This is a genomic window from Rhodococcus sp. MurmanLake-1, from assembly GCF_056945715.1.
In genome coordinates, this window is the sequence record NZ_JBWZNF010000002.1 from 322,199 (window position 1) to 336,135 (window position 13,937).

Genomic DNA, 13,937 nt, shown 5'->3' on the forward strand with positions numbered 1-13,937 from the left:
GACGTGAAGGAAGTGAGCGCACATGAGTGACGCGCCCATCACCTCGACATCTCGTTCTCCCGGCCCCGCAACCAGCGGGGCCGGGGTGGGCGGTCCGAACGGCACCACGGAGGACACGATTACTTCCACCAAGGCTCCAGAAACCGAGCATCCTCCGAAGGGTGACGGTCCGGGAAGCGGCAACAGCAAGACGGTGACCCGTCCGGGTGACCGCATCTTCAGCTCGCTCGCATCCGGTTCGGCAATCTTCATCACGGTTGTCATCGCGGCGATCGGCGCGTTCCTGATCTGGCGTGCTGTTCCTGCTTTGAGCCGGAACCAGGTCAACTTCCTGACCAGCCGTGAATGGGTGACGCAGAACATCAACGCGATGGCGTTCGGTGTCCTCGATCTTTTCCAGGTCACTGTGTTGGTCTCGCTGTTCGCACTGGTGCTCGCGATGCCGATCGCACTGGGCATCGCGATCTTCCTGACTTCGTACTCACCCAAGTGGCTCACGCGGCCACTGTCGTACACGATCGACCTCCTCGCGGCCGTGCCGTCCATCGTCTACGGCCTGTGGGGACTTCTCGTGTTCGCTCCGGCCATCACCCCGGTCGCGGTGTGGCTCAACGACACTCTCGGCTGGTTCCCGCTCTTCGCCGACGGCAGCGGATCGATCACCGGCGGCGGCACCATCTTCACCGCAGGCATCGTCCTCGCCGTGATGATCCTTCCGGTCATCACCGCAGTGACCCGCGAGGTGTTCATCCAGACCCCGCGCTCACAGATCGAAGCAGCACTCGCTCTCGGCGCCACGCGCTGGGAAGTTGTGCGCACCACGGTCATCCCGTTCGGTAAGTCCGGCTACATCAGCGGCTCGATGCTCGGTCTCGGACGCGCACTCGGCGAGACGATGGCGCTGTACCTGATCCTGCGCACCACCTCTCAGGCCTTCGGCTGGTCGCTGTTCGACGGCGGCTCGACCATCGCCTCCAAGATCGCCCTCGGCTACGCGGAGTTCAACAACGACATCCAGGCAGGCGCGTACATCGCGGCCGGACTGGTGCTGTTCGTACTGACCTTCGTCGTCAACGCGGCTGCCCGCGCAGTGATCGCCGGAAAGAAGGACTGACCCATGACCTCCACTCTGGACCGGCCGGTCAAGGCCCCCACTTTCCAAGGCGTCGGCGCCCGTCGTCGTGCCAAGGACGTCATCGCGACCATCCTGGTGAGCTTGGCAGTCGTCATCGCGCTCATCCCGTTGGTCTGGGTGCTCTTCACGGTCATCGCCAAGGGCCTGCCCGCTCTGACGTCGCCCACGTGGTTCACCAACTCGCTGAGCGGATTGACGGCGTCGGCCGACGGCGGCGGTATCTACCACGCATTGATCGGCACCCTGCTGCAAGGCATCGTGTGTGCGGTCTTCTCCATCCCGCTCGGTATCTTCGTCGCGATCTACCTGGTGGAGTACGCCGACCGGAAGTCGAAGCTGGGCAAGCTCACCACGTTCATGGTCGACATCCTCAGCGGTGTTCCGTCGATCGTGGCCGCGCTGTTCATCTACGCACTGTGGATCGCGACCTTCGGCTTCCCCAAGTCCGCGTTCGCCGTGTCGCTGGCTCTGGTCCTTCTCATGGTCCCGGTCGTCATCCGCTCCACCGAGGAAATGCTGCGCATCGTCCCGATGGATCTGCGCGAGGCGTCGTACGCGCTCGGTGTGCCGAAGTGGAAGACCATCTCGAAAATCGTTCTGCCGACGGCGCTTCCCGGCATCATCACCGGCGTCATGCTGGCCCTGGCCCGCGTGCTCGGTGAGACCGCGCCGCTGCTGATCCTCGTCGGCTACGCGCCGTTCATCAACTTCGACCTGTTCAACGGCGAAATGGGCACTCTGCCTTCCGTCATGGTCGCCGAGATGAACAACCCCACCGACGCCGGCACCAACCGCATCTGGGGCGCAGCACTGACCCTGATCCTGCTGATCGCGATCCTCAACATCGTCGCGAAGCTGATCGGTCACTTCTCACAGGTCAGAAGCAAGTGATGCGGCCTCGGAACATGTTCGTACTCAACAGCGTCAACAACTCAGTAGGGAGCCGGTAATGGCCAAGCGTCTGGATCTCAAGGACGTCAACATCTACTACGGCAAGTTCCACGCCGTCGCCGATGTGGGCCTGTCCGTCCCGCCCCGGAGCGTCACCGCCTTCATCGGCCCGTCCGGTTGCGGCAAGTCCACCGTTCTCCGTTCACTCAACCGCATGCACGAAGTGATTCCCGGTGCGCGCGTCGAGGGTTCGGTCCTGCTCGACGGCGAGGACATCTACGGCTCGAACGTCGATCCTGTCGGCGTCCGCAAGACCATCGGCATGGTGTTCCAGCGACCCAACCCCTTCCCGACCATGTCCATCAAGGACAACGTCGTCGCGGGCTTGAAGTTGCAGGGCGAGCGCAGCAAGAAGAAGCTCGACGAGGTGGCCGAGCGTTCGCTGCGCGGTGCCAACCTGTGGACCGAGGTCAAGGATCGCCTCGACAAGCCCGGTGGCGGCCTCTCAGGCGGTCAGCAGCAGCGTCTGTGCATCGCGCGTGCCATCGCCGTCTCGCCCGACGTTCTGCTCATGGACGAGCCGTGCTCCGCTCTCGACCCGATCTCGACTCTCGCGATCGAGGACCTGATCACCGAGCTGAAGAAGGACTTCACGATCGTCATCGTCACGCACAACATGCAGCAGGCTGCGCGTGTGAGTGACCAGACGGCATTCTTCAACCTCGAGGCAACCGGTAAGCCCGGGCAGCTCGTCGAGATCGACGACACCGAGAAGATCTTCTCGAACCCGACGCAGAAGGCCACCGAGGACTACATCTCCGGCCGCTTCGGATAGCCCCTGGGATTGCACACTGCACGATGATGTTTCACCCCCGTTTCCAACAGGAGACGGGGGTGAAACTTTTTGGTTGTGGTGATAGTTCCCACTCCGGGGCGCAGAGCTGAGCGTCGTTGGGCGCCCGAATAATTCGATGAGCAGCGTAAGTGCGCCGAGTGGGCGCTGAAGTAGCCGCCGATGTGAATCTCGTGGATACTGACGACGCTTCGGGCAATGCTAATCTCGGCCCGACAGCACGCTGTCGATCGATGTCGTTTCACAACCGGAAGGGCTTGTCAGTGCACCTCACCCCTTCAGATACCGAAAAGCTCCTCCTGAGCGTTGCGGGCATGGTCGCCCGCGACCGCCGCGAGCGCGGGGTACTGCTGAACTACCCCGAAGCGATGGCCCTGATCTCGTGTTGGATTCTCGAGCGTGCGCGTGACGGAATGACGGTTGCGGAACTGATGAACGCCGGTCGGCAAGTGCTCACCCGCGACGACGTGATGGAAGGGGTACCCGAGATGATTGCAAATGTCCAGGTGGAGGCCACTTTCCCGGACGGTCGCAAGCTGGTCACCGTGACGGAGCCCATTCGATGATCCCCGGTGAGGTACGTGTGTCCACCGAACCGCTCGAGTTCGGTACTGACGCGGAAAAGATCACGATGGTCGTCGTCAACGACGGCGATCGCCCCATTCAGATCGGTTCACATCTCCACCTTCCAGCGGCCAACCCGGCGCTGACCTTCGATCGCGAAGCGGCAGACGGCTTCCGGCTCGACATCCCCTCGGGAACGTCGGTTCGGTTCGAACCCGGGGTAAGCAGGACGGTGACACTGATCGCGCTCGGCGGACTCAAAAGGGTTCCGGGCCTGCAGATCGTGCCGGACGAAGACCTACCGACGCATGCGCGTGAGCCCAAGACCGTGATGCCGTTCGGCACGCCCGGTGTCGAGGTCGAAGAACCTTTGCGAGCGTCCTCGGTGAACGTTCGTGTGAGTGATGTTCCAGTCGAGGCGGATTCACCGGATGACGCTGCGACGACAGTTGAGAGGACAGCCGAATGAGCAGGATCGATCGACGCGGCTACGCCTCCTTGTACGGCCCGACCGCAGGCGACCAGATCCGTTTGGCCGACACAGATCTGTGGATCGAGATCGAGCACGACTACACCGCGACCGGCGACGAGATGGTCTTCGGCGGCGGCAAGAGCATCCGCGAGTCGATGGGCCAGGGCCTGACCACTCGCGACCAGGGCGCTCTCGACGTCGTCATCACCAACACGGTGATCCTCGATCACTGGGGAATCGTCCGGGCAGACGTCGGAATTCGCGACGGACGCATCGTTGCGATCGGCAAGTCCGGTAACCCCGACATCATGGATGGCGTGCACCCCAAGTTGCTCATCGGGCCGAGCACCGACGTGATCGCCGGCGAGGGAAAGATCCTCACCGCGGGTGCGATCGACACTCACGTGCACTTCCTCAGTGAAATCGAGATGATGGAAGCGCTCGCGACCGGTACGACGACGGTGGCGGGCGGCGGAACGGGCCCAACCGAGGGAAGCAAGGCAACCACCGTCACGCCCGGTGCCTGGTCGCTGACGATGATGCACCGGGCCCTCGACCACATCCCGCTCAACGTTCTTCTCCTCGGCAAGGGCAGCACCGTCAGCCATGAGGCCATGCGTCAGGAAGCTCTCGCCGGCGCAGGTGGATTCAAGGTCCACGAGGACTGGGGTTCCACTCCGGCAGCGATCGACGCAGCTCTGCGAGCAGCCGACGAGTTCGGGCTCCAGGTGGCGCTGCACGCCGACAGCCTCAACGAAACCGGCTACGTACAGCACACTTTGGACGCGATCGCCGGACGCGGGATCCACGTGTTCCATGCGGAAGGCGCCGGCGGCGGGCACGCTCCGGACATCATCGTGACGGCAGGTGAGCCGAACGTTCTTCCGGCATCGACCAATCCGACGTTGCCGCACACCGTAAACACGGTTGCCGAGCACCTCGACATGCTCATCGTGTGTCATGCGCTCAATCCCCGGGTTCCGGAGGATCTTGCCTTTGCCGAGTCCCGGATCCGGCCGACAACTATTGCAGCGGAAGACTTTCTGCACGACATCGGTGCCATCTCCATCACCTCGTCCGACGCCCAGGCGATGGGCCGTATCGGAGAGGTGACCCTGCGGACGTGGCAGGTCGCCCACGTCATGAAGGCCCAGTACGGCAAGCTGGGCACCAGCATGCCGGCCGACAACGAGCGTGCGCGGCGTTACGTCGCCAAGTACACGATCTGCCCCGCGGTGGCGCACGGTATCGATCACGAGATCGGATCGGTCGAGGCCGGGAAGATGGCGGACCTGGTGCTGTGGGATCCCGCGTTCTTCGGTGTCCGTCCTTCTGCCGTGATCAAGGGTGGGGCGATTGTTGCTGCGCCGCTGGGTGATCCGAATGCTGCTATCCCGACCCCGCAGCCGGTGTTCGTTCGCCCGGCCATCGCGGCAACTCCGGGATCAGCCCCGCACCTGTCCACGACGTTCGTCTCGCCGATGGCCATCGAGGACGGTCTGGCCGGTCGTCTCGGTCTCACGCGCACCCTTACCGGTGTTCGTCCGACGCGGCACCTCACCAAGGCGGATATGCCGAACAACACGGCACTGCCGTCCATCGACGTCGATCCGGAGACGTTTGCCATCAAGGTCAACGGCGACCTGATCGCGCCCAACCCCGTTGACGTAGTGCCGATGGCTCAGCGCTACATGCTGTTCTGAAACCATGTCAATCGAGATGGCGTCTGCCGAGATAGCATCGATGCTCTTGGCAGACGGGCGTCTGCCTACCGGCGGTCACGCGCACTCGTCGGGGTTGGAACCGGCACTGGCGGGCGGACTCCTACAGAGTCAGGTCCCCGACTTCATTCGCGGTCGACTCGAAACAGTGGGACTTGTCGAGGCCGCTGCAACGGTGATCACGCGCCGCTGGGCCGTAAGTGCCGGTGGTGCAGGCGAACTCGAGGACATCTCGCGGGAACTGCTCGCTCGGACCCCCAGCGCACCGTTGCGTGAGGCGTCGATTCAGCTCGGACGTGGGCTGGCCAGGCTGGCGTCGCGATTGTGGCCGCAGCACCCCGTGGTGCAGATGCTCATGGCGCTGCCTGGGCATCCGATGCGTCCGCTCGCGTTGGGAGTCTTCACTGCGATCTCCGGGATGGACGACCTACAGGCAGCCAGATCTTGTTTGTACGACGACGCTCAAACAGTGGCGTCGGCGGCACTGAAGCTACTGCCGGTGGATCCGGCAGAACCGGTCGAATGGTTGCTCCGAGCAGCCCCGACCATCGAAACCGTCGCCGCGGCTGCCGTAGCAGTCGAGGGCGTCACAGATATACCCGCAACAACAGGACCGTTGGTCGAACAATGGTCACTCGAACACCACGCTCGATCCAGGAGGATTTTCCGTGCTTGACAACCTGAACAACACCACCACTGCTGCAAGAGGTTTGAGGCTCGGCGTTGCCGGCCCCGTCGGCACCGGCAAAAGTACCCTCATCGCCACCATCTGCCGCGAGCTCGCGTCGGAGTACGAGATCGCGGTGGTCACCAACGACATCTACACCGACGAGGACGCGCGACTGTTGCGCGCGGCCAACGTACTTCCGATCGAGCGCATCGTCGCAGTCGAGACCGGAGCGTGCCCGCACACGGCCATCCGTGACGACGTGACGCCGAACCTCATTGCGGTCGAAGACCTCGAGCGTCAGTTCCATCCCCTCGACATGGTGATCGTGGAAAGCGGCGGTGACAATCTGACCGCCACGTTCAGCCCGGCACTGGTCGACGCCCAGATCTTCTGCATCGACGTCGCGGGCGGCGGAGACGTCGCACGTAAGGGTGGTCCCGGCATCGAGCGGGCAGATCTGTTGGTGGTCAACAAGATCGACCTGGCCCCGTACGTCGACGTCGACGTGGTCCAGATGGTGGCCGATGCCACGGCCGCGCGAGACGGACTTCCTGTTCTCGCGCTCAGCCAGAAGGATCACGCGACGATCGACCAACTCAGTGCGTGGCTTCGCCAGGTCATCGCAGCTCACCGTGCGGGTAGTCACACCCCGCAGGATCCGGGGCCGATGGCGCCGCACTTCCATGCCGATGAAGAAGACCACGGACACGGTCACGGGCACAGCCACTCTCACGCTCACTGATGCGCACCGGAGCTACGCGGGTCGTCGTCGAGAGAGTGGGTGACACCGCTGTTGCGCGAGAGCTGATCTCGGGCGACTTCCTGGCCCCGCGGTTCGTCGACGCTCGCGGGCTCACCGTGCGAATTGCCTTGGTAGGGCACAGTGCAACGCTGCTGGCCGGCGACGACCTGCGTATCGAATTCGTAGTCGCTCCGGGTACGTGCCTCGAGGTGATCGAGCCGTCGGGGACCGTCGCGTACAACGCGCGTGGCGGCCGGGCGTCGTGGTCGGCTTCGGCGAGCGTCGGCGCCGGTGCGGCGCTGATCTGGCGCGCGGCACCGTTTGTCGTCGCGGGCGGCGCGGATGTGACCAGGCGCGTGGATATTTCACTGGAATCCGATGCGGTTGCGCTGCTCGACGAGATGATCGTGTTCGGCCGGACCGGCGAAACCGGCGGTGCCCTTCGCTCGGATCAGCGCATTACCGTCGACGGTGACGCGCTGCTCGTGGAAACACTCGACCTGCGTAGCGTGCCGGGCCGTTCGCTGCCGGGAATTCTCGGTGGCCATCGCGTGCTCGGTACGACGATGCTGTTGGGGATCAAGACTTCCGACGTGGTCGAAGGGCACGTGACGCCGCTGGCGGGAGCAGGGATGCTGGCACGGGCCGTGGCCGATCACGCACACGAGGCGAGCGCAGCGTTGGATCCGATCTGGTCGCAGTGGCGTGGGCGGGTTTCGCAGAAGTACAGCGACTGATTCGCCCGACCGTCACACTTCGGGAGGCTGCGTCGTCCAGTATGTGACCAGGCCGAAGAGAGCCGGGCGCACGGGTTTGACGGAGGCATCATGCAGATTGTTGTTCTGGGCGGAACCGGCCAGATGGGAAAGCTGGTCGTCGAGCAGGCGAAAATCGGGGGCCATGACGTCGCCGCCGCCGCTCGATCGACGGGAGTCGACATCTCCACGGGTGCGGGGTTGGACGAAGCATTTGTCGGTGCCGACGTTGTCATCGACGTGAGTGATCACGTCACCAACAGTGCCAAGAAGGCGATCGAGTTCTTCGAGACGGCAGCGAAGAACATCGCCGCGGCCGAAGCCAGAGCAGGCGTGAAGCATCACGTGCTGCTCTCGATCGTGAACTGCGACGATCCGCAGTTGAAGTCCTTCGGGTACTACCAGGGAAAGGCCGCGCAGGAACGCGCGGTGGAAGCGTCGGGCATTCCCTTCACGATTCTGCGATCCACTCAGTGGTTCGAGTTCGGCGAGAAGACCATCGCGCTCTTAGGACTGGGGCCGGTCGCGATGGTTCCCCGGATGCGCTCCCAACCGATAGCGGCGAAGACCGTCGCCGAGGCTCTGGTGACGTGCGCTCAGAACGGTCCGACCGGGAGGGTTCCAGATCTCGCCGGGCCTGAGGTCCTCGAGATCCCGGCCATGACGCGTGAGATTTTGAAATACCGTGGCCGGCGCAAGTGGCTGATCCCGATCTCGATGCCGGGAGCGGGTAAGGCGATGAAGGGCGGGGCGCTGCTGTCCGGGCCGGGATCCACAACTGCAGGACCCACGTTGAAGACCTGGTTACACGAGAACTGAATAGGAAAGGCAGCCGCGCAAGTGCGCGGCCGCCTTTTACTCACGTGGACGGTTGGGTTCAGAGATCCGGGTACGAGGTGAGGTTGTCGACCTTCTCGGTGGTTTCCGGCTCTTCGGGCAGCTTGCCGGTCACCAGGAAGATGACGCGTCGGCCGACCTCGACGGCGTGGTCGGCGAACCGCTCGTAGAAGCGGCCGAGCAGCGTGACGTCGACTGCGGCGGCAACGCCGTGCTTCCACTCGCGGTCCATGAGGACGGTGAAGAGGTGGCGGTGGAGGTCGTCCATCGCTTCGTCTTCTTCGCGCAGGCGGGCAGCGCGCTCGGGGTCGCGGGTCTCGAGGACGACCTTGGCGGCCGCACCGATGGAGACAGCGATGCGTCCCATCTCGGCGAAGTAGCCGTTGACCTCTTCGGGAAGCACGTGGTTGGGATGTCGGCGGCGCGCGATCTTCGCGACGTGCAGGGCGAGTGCACCCATGCGGTCGATGTCGGCGACGATCTGGATTCCGCTGACCACCGAGCGCAGATCTCCGGCAACGGGAGCCTGCAAGGCGAGCAGCGCAAACGCGCGCTCCTCGCAAATGGTGCTGAGTTCGGTGATCTTGTCGTGTTCGCCGATTACTTGTTCTGCCAGGGACAGGTCTGCCTGGAGCAGGGACTGGGTGGCGCGCTCCATAGCGGCACCTGCCAGTCCTGCCATCTCGCCGAGCGTGTCTGCAAGCTCGGTCATCTGTTCGTTGTAAGCCACGCGCATGAGGTCAGAGCCTACGTGCCGTGAAAGACCAAGTCACAAGCACCAGGTGAACGCAAGGTGAATGAACGCGTGTCAGTCGCAGGTGGTGTCGCCTGCGTTGACGCTGGCGATGTCGGCGGGCAGAGCCGTCGAGGTGCTGGTGTCGACCGATGTCGGATTTGCCGCCAGGATGGTCCCCGGGTCCGCGGGGGCGACGACGGTGCCGGCGAAATTGCTTCCGACGACGACCTCGATCATGTCTCCCATGCTCGGAGCGAGAACGAGAACCGCACCGGGAATCGACGACGCGACAGTGACCGCTTCAGCCTCGTAACCTGCTGCGTAACGCACGACGGTGGTCGAGGCTTGAGCATTCGCCAGGCCGGTGGCTGCGCTGAAGTTGCCGACCGTGGAGATCTGGAAACCGTAGGCAGCGAGGCTGTCGGCGATCGTCGCGGCCTGCCCGGCGATTCCCGACGCGTTGGAGACGTCGACCGAGATGTTGTAGGCACTCATCGCTTCGACGGAAGTGGCGGCGGGCGGCGTGCTGGACGTAGGAGGGGTTGTCGTGGAACTGGTCGACGACGGTGTGGTGTCCTCGCGCTCTTCACCCGGAAGCGGTTCGTCGTCGATGATCGCCTGGAAGAGGGACTTGATCTCGTCGGTGCGAGGAATCTCGTTGCCCCAGTCGTTGGTGCCGTCCGTGGGGACCGTCAAGAACGTGACCGCGCCCGCGTCGACGTTCTGAAGCGAACGGCCGAGGGTGACCAGCGACTTCGTGTCGATGTTCTCGACGAACGTGTCGCTGGTGAAGGCGTTGATGAATCCGTTGAGCTTGCTCGGATTCAGGAGGACCTGGTTGGACAGGGCCGAGCGGAGCAGCGCCGACAGGAACTTCTGCTGACGGGTGATGCGTCCGTAGTCGCCGTTACCCTCGGCTTCGACGTGGCGCGCACGCACATAGTTGAGGGCGGTACGGCCGTCGAGCATCTGCGTTCCGCCGGATGCGAGGACGGTTCCGAGGATGCCGTCCTCGATCGGTCCGGGGGAGCAGACGTTCACGCCGCCGACGGTGTCGACCATGCGCTCGAAACCGGCGAAGTCCATTCCGACGAAGTGCCCGATTTTCAGGCCGGACATCTTCTGGATGACCTTGACCAGGCACTTGGGACCACCGAGTGCGTACGTCGCATTGAGCTTGTCGCCACTGGCGGCCGGGAAGGTTTCGCTGGTGTACTTGCCGGCGTCGTTGTCCCAGCCCTGGCAGATCGGACGTTCGACGTCGAGGTCACGCGGGAAGGAGACGGCGACGACACGGCTTCGGTCGGCGGGAATGTTCACCAGCATGACCGTGTCGGCTCGGGCGCCTTCGGCGTCTTCGACGGTTCCGGCGCCGATCTCACCGCTCGCACCGGCGCGGGTATCGGTGCCGATGATCAAGTACGTCTCGTCGCCGAGCTGGCCGCCGGCGTCGATGATGTCGTCGGACTCGGTGTCGAGTGCCGCAATCTGATCGAAACCGCCTTCGACCGACCGCAGATAACCCCAGACGACGCCGGTCAACGCGAGAGACATGACGGCCAGGAACGCTACTGCCGATCGGCCGATCACTTTTGCGCGATGGCGGCGGCGAATCTTGCTTTGTGCCAGACGGGTAGCGCCGGTGTCACCGACTACCCGCGGCACTGCGGAAGTGACGGGATGTTCTTCGGTGATCCAGTCCGCAGCGGCGGGCGGGACTGTCGGACGCGCGGGAATCGGCCGGGCCGGGGGCGGCGCGGACGCTGATGGAGGTGGAGTCCTGGGTGGCACGGATTTGGTCGGAGCCGGCTTGGGTGGCGCAGCCGGGGCAGGTGGCGGCTTCTTGTCGCCTACCCGTCGGACCAACTCGGCGACCGAAACAGAGTCGTCGGTCGGAGGCGAATCCCGGCGGCCGGTCCGTCCACTGCTGCGACGCTCCGGGGGACTGGGTGGTTGCGGTGCTGGTCGCTGGGGTGTGGCAGGACGCTGGGGAGCTGCCGGTTGGTCCGGGCGGGCGTTGCGGAACCGCTTGTCTGCGAGCGGACGTTCCCAGGGGGCGCGGCTCTCGGGCGGAGGTGGGCCCGAATCGTGATCATCACCCACCGATGCAACCTGTCCCGTCGTCGACTGTCAGTAACTCGTCATTCAGATGCCGGCGTCAACCGGTTGTCGACGAAGCTGGAGCCATATTACTGGTGAATCCTGAGTGCTTCACTCAGAAAGTGATGAGAGTAATCCGACGGCGTGTTCTCGCTAGCCACCGGAGTGCATCATGTCAGCCCCCACCGGCACAAGATCGTCCTCGGGATCGTCGAGCCAACCTTCCGGAAGTGCTACCTGACCGGGCGAGCCTTGGCGACCCCGCGGACCTTCGGCGTCCTTGGGGAACGGGACGTCGTGATCGAGCTGTCCGAGCAGGTCGTCCAGTTCGGACAACGTGCTGACCAACGCCATCGAGACCCGCAGATCCGATCCGACCGGGAACCCACGCATGTACCAGGAGACGTGCTTGCGAAGTTCGCGCAAGCCCTTCATCTCACCGTGGTGTGCGGCGAGCAGCTGGGCGTGACGGGCGATGATCTTGGTGACTTCGCCGAGCGTCGGCGGCGTGGCGATCTGTTGTCCGTTGAGAGCTGCGCTGAGTTCCGCGAACAGCCATGGCCGTCCGAGGCAGCCACGCCCGACGACGACGCCGTCGCAGCCGGTCTCGTTCATCATCCGGGCAGCATCCGAAGCATCGAAGATGTCACCGTTGCCGAGGATCGGAACGTCGGTGACGTGTTCCTTGAGACGCGTGATCTCGTTCCAGTCAGCAGTGCCGGAGTAGCGCTGCGACGCGGTACGTGCGTGAAGTGCGACGGCAGCAGCGCCTTCAGCTGCGGCGATCCGGCCGGCGTCGAGGTGCGTGTGATGTTCGGGGTCGATGCCGACGCGCATCTTCACGGTGACCGGAATATCGGTGCCCTCGGTCGCGCGCACAGCAGCCGCGACGATCTGTCCGAACAGCCGACGCTTGTACGGCAGCGCGGAGCCACCGCCCTTGCGGGTCACCTTCGGGACGGGGCAGCCGAAGTTCATGTCGATGTGATCGGCCATGTTCTCGTCGACGATCATCTTCGCCGCGGCGTAGGTCGTATCCGGGTCGACTGTGTAGAGCTGCAGCGACCGGGGCGTTTCGGTCGGGCCGAACGTGGTCATGTGCATCGTGGCCGGCTGGCGCTCGACGAGCGCACGTGCGGTGACCATCTCGCAGACGTAGAGGCCGGACGTGCTGCCTGCACGTTCGAGTTCGAGTTCACGGCACAGCGTGCGGAAGGCGACGTTGGTGACGCCCGCCATGGGGGCGAGGACCACGGGGCTGTGCAGCTCGAGTGAACCGATACGTAGGGATGACATGTCTACCTCTGAACAAATACTTGTGACAATTGGAAGTGCCCGGTACCGAATCCGGTACCGGGCACAGAATAGCTGGTGAAACTAAGAAGCCTGCTGTTCGCGCTTGGCGGCTTCGCGTGCGAGCATGCGATCGCGCTGTTCCTCGAACTTCGTCGCGTTGGCGGCGAGGGTCTCGAGGAAGGCCGCCAACTCTTCGCGCGTGTTCTCGCCTTCGGCACTGAAATCGTTGCGCTCGAAGATGTTCCACTTGCGCAAGACGGGCCAGACGACCTCGTCGAGGTGCTGGCGAAGGTCGTAGATGCCGTGCTTGGCCATGAGAGCGCCGTTACGACGGAAGTTCGGCATGCCGGCGCCCGGCATCTGGAAGTTCTGGACGATGTTCGCCACAGCCTTGAGAGCCTGATCGGGAGCAAGATCGAGCGCGGCGGCGCAAATGTTGCGGTAGAAGATCATGTGCAGGTTCTCATCAGCGGCGATGCGCTGAAGCATCTTGTCGGCAATCGGCTCGTCGCAAGCCTTGCCGGTGTTGCGGTGGCTGACGCGCGTCGCGAGTTCCTGGAAGGTCACGTAGGCGACCGAGTGCAGCAGGCCGGCGTCGCCCTCGTCGATGGGTGCGCTGTAACCGTTTGTCATGTGTTCCATGCGGAAGCGCTCGAGCTCGACGGGGTCGACTGCGCGAGTGACGACGAGGTAGTCACGCATCACGATGCCGTGACGGTTCTCCTCGGCGGTCCACCGGCCGACCCACGTTCCCCAGGCGCCGTCCTGCGAAAAGTTCTCGGCGATCTCGCGGTGGTACGAGGGCAGGTTGTCCTCGGTGAGCAGGTTGGTGATCATCGCGGCGCGAGCTACCTCGCCGAGCTGTGACTGCTCGAGACTCCAGTCTTCGCCGCCCATGGCTGCGAAGTTACGGCCCTCGTCCCACGGAACGTAGTCGTGTGGATGCCATTCCTTGGCCATGGAGATGTGGCGGTTGACGTTCTCCTCGGCAACCGGCTGCAGCTCTTGTAGCAGCTCCAGCTGCGTCAGAATCCTCGTCATTTCTTGCCTCCATGTTGAGTGAATGCGCGACTTCGCCCCAGCCTACGGCACCGTAGGTTTGAAAAGAATGGCATGAAAATTGCTCCCCTCGAGGGATGTTACCGATCCGTAGTTATCCGGGGGC

General features: G+C 63.9%; 14 protein-coding genes. 10 read left to right on the forward strand and 4 right to left on the reverse strand.

Annotation, left to right across the window (positions count from 1 at the left end; all coding sequences use genetic code 11):
• The first annotated feature begins 22 nt into the window (after positions 1 to 22).
• From pstC to AC2ETI_RS07930, 10 genes are all read left to right on the forward strand, one after another.
• Positions 23 to 1,114 carry a phosphate ABC transporter permease subunit PstC gene (pstC, locus tag AC2ETI_RS07885; protein ID WP_007733846.1) on the forward strand — a complete coding sequence of 364 codons (1,092 nt, stop codon included), beginning with the start codon at positions 23 to 25 and terminating at the stop codon, positions 1,112 to 1,114.
• A gap of 3 nt (positions 1,115 to 1,117) precedes the next feature.
• Positions 1,118 to 2,026, forward strand: a complete 909-nt coding sequence (gene pstA / locus AC2ETI_RS07890; RefSeq protein ID WP_003940100.1) for a phosphate ABC transporter permease PstA — start codon at positions 1,118 to 1,120, stop codon at positions 2,024 to 2,026.
• 58 nt (positions 2,027 to 2,084) lie between these two features.
• Positions 2,085 to 2,861, forward strand: coding sequence for a phosphate ABC transporter ATP-binding protein PstB (gene pstB, locus AC2ETI_RS07895; RefSeq protein ID WP_019745087.1), 777 nt, complete (start codon positions 2,085 to 2,087; stop codon positions 2,859 to 2,861).
• Between the two features lie 281 nt (positions 2,862 to 3,142).
• Positions 3,143 to 3,445, forward strand: coding sequence for an urease subunit gamma (gene ureA / locus AC2ETI_RS07900; protein WP_003939800.1), 303 nt, complete (start codon positions 3,143 to 3,145; stop codon positions 3,443 to 3,445).
• Entirely contained in the window at positions 3,442 to 3,912 is a 471-nt protein-coding gene (gene ureB / locus AC2ETI_RS07905; RefSeq protein WP_007733849.1) for an urease subunit beta, read from the forward strand. The genes ureA and ureB overlap by 4 nt, the downstream gene beginning before the upstream one ends.
• On the forward strand, positions 3,909 to 5,618 hold the full coding sequence (locus tag AC2ETI_RS07910; protein WP_019745084.1) for an urease subunit alpha: 1,710 nt from the start codon (positions 3,909 to 3,911) through the stop codon (positions 5,616 to 5,618). The genes ureB and AC2ETI_RS07910 overlap by 4 nt, the downstream gene beginning before the upstream one ends.
• A 4-nt stretch (positions 5,619 to 5,622) precedes the next feature.
• A complete protein-coding gene (locus tag AC2ETI_RS07915) occupies positions 5,623 to 6,312 on the forward strand; it encodes an urease accessory protein UreF (RefSeq protein WP_205906751.1) in 690 nt (229 codons plus the stop codon).
• Positions 6,305 to 7,048, forward strand: a complete 744-nt coding sequence (ureG, locus tag AC2ETI_RS07920; protein ID WP_483633755.1) for an urease accessory protein UreG — start codon at positions 6,305 to 6,307, stop codon at positions 7,046 to 7,048. The genes AC2ETI_RS07915 and ureG overlap by 8 nt, the downstream gene beginning before the upstream one ends.
• Entirely contained in the window at positions 7,048 to 7,785 is a 738-nt protein-coding gene (locus tag AC2ETI_RS07925; RefSeq protein WP_020970608.1) for an urease accessory protein UreD, read from the forward strand. Before ureG ends, AC2ETI_RS07925 begins: the two co-directional genes overlap by 1 nt.
• A gap of 90 nt (positions 7,786 to 7,875) precedes the next feature.
• Positions 7,876 to 8,622 (forward strand): SDR family oxidoreductase, encoded by a 747-nt coding sequence (locus AC2ETI_RS07930; RefSeq protein ID WP_483633756.1) that lies wholly within the window; start codon positions 7,876 to 7,878, stop codon positions 8,620 to 8,622.
• A 58-nt stretch (positions 8,623 to 8,680) separates the two neighbouring features.
• Here the strand turns inward: AC2ETI_RS07930 and phoU are convergent, their stop codons facing one another.
• From phoU to AC2ETI_RS07950, 4 genes are all read right to left on the reverse strand, one after another.
• On the reverse strand, positions 8,681 to 9,376 hold the full coding sequence (phoU, locus tag AC2ETI_RS07935; protein WP_003940130.1) for a phosphate signaling complex protein PhoU: 696 nt from the start codon (positions 9,374 to 9,376) through the stop codon (positions 8,681 to 8,683).
• A gap of 72 nt (positions 9,377 to 9,448) precedes the next feature.
• Positions 9,449 to 11,479 carry an LCP family protein gene (locus AC2ETI_RS07940; RefSeq protein WP_069145685.1) on the reverse strand — a complete coding sequence of 677 codons (2,031 nt, stop codon included), beginning with the start codon at positions 11,477 to 11,479 and terminating at the stop codon, positions 9,449 to 9,451.
• A gap of 150 nt (positions 11,480 to 11,629) precedes the next feature.
• Positions 11,630 to 12,772, reverse strand: coding sequence for a tRNA dihydrouridine synthase DusB (dusB, locus tag AC2ETI_RS07945; RefSeq protein ID WP_003939756.1), 1,143 nt, complete (start codon positions 12,770 to 12,772; stop codon positions 11,630 to 11,632).
• Positions 12,773 to 12,853: 81 nt separating this feature from the next.
• A complete protein-coding gene (locus AC2ETI_RS07950; RefSeq protein ID WP_003940492.1) occupies positions 12,854 to 13,813 on the reverse strand; it encodes an acyl-ACP desaturase in 960 nt (319 codons plus the stop codon).
• Positions 13,814 to 13,937: the final 124 nt, after the last annotated feature.

Excerpts from the sequence above, each read along its gene's own strand:
- dusB (WP_003939756.1), bottom strand. The coding sequence starts at position 12,772 with ATGTCATCCCTACGTATCGGTTCACTCGAGCTGCACAGCCCCGTGGTC.
- AC2ETI_RS07925 (WP_020970608.1), top strand. The coding sequence starts at position 7,048 with ATGCGCACCGGAGCTACGCGGGTCGTCGTCGAGAGAGTGGGTGACACC.
- ureB (WP_007733849.1), top strand. The coding sequence starts at position 3,442 with ATGATCCCCGGTGAGGTACGTGTGTCCACCGAACCGCTCGAGTTCGGT.
- phoU (WP_003940130.1), bottom strand. The coding sequence starts at position 9,376 with ATGCGCGTGGCTTACAACGAACAGATGACCGAGCTTGCAGACACGCTC.
- pstC (WP_007733846.1), top strand. The coding sequence starts at position 23 with ATGAGTGACGCGCCCATCACCTCGACATCTCGTTCTCCCGGCCCCGCA.
- AC2ETI_RS07910 (WP_019745084.1), top strand. The coding sequence starts at position 3,909 with ATGAGCAGGATCGATCGACGCGGCTACGCCTCCTTGTACGGCCCGACC.
- pstB (WP_019745087.1), top strand. The coding sequence starts at position 2,085 with ATGGCCAAGCGTCTGGATCTCAAGGACGTCAACATCTACTACGGCAAG.
- pstA (WP_003940100.1), top strand. The coding sequence starts at position 1,118 with ATGACCTCCACTCTGGACCGGCCGGTCAAGGCCCCCACTTTCCAAGGC.
- AC2ETI_RS07950 (WP_003940492.1), bottom strand. The coding sequence starts at position 13,813 with ATGACGAGGATTCTGACGCAGCTGGAGCTGCTACAAGAGCTGCAGCCG.
- AC2ETI_RS07930 (WP_483633756.1), top strand. The coding sequence starts at position 7,876 with ATGCAGATTGTTGTTCTGGGCGGAACCGGCCAGATGGGAAAGCTGGTC.
- AC2ETI_RS07915 (WP_205906751.1), top strand. The coding sequence starts at position 5,623 with ATGTCAATCGAGATGGCGTCTGCCGAGATAGCATCGATGCTCTTGGCA.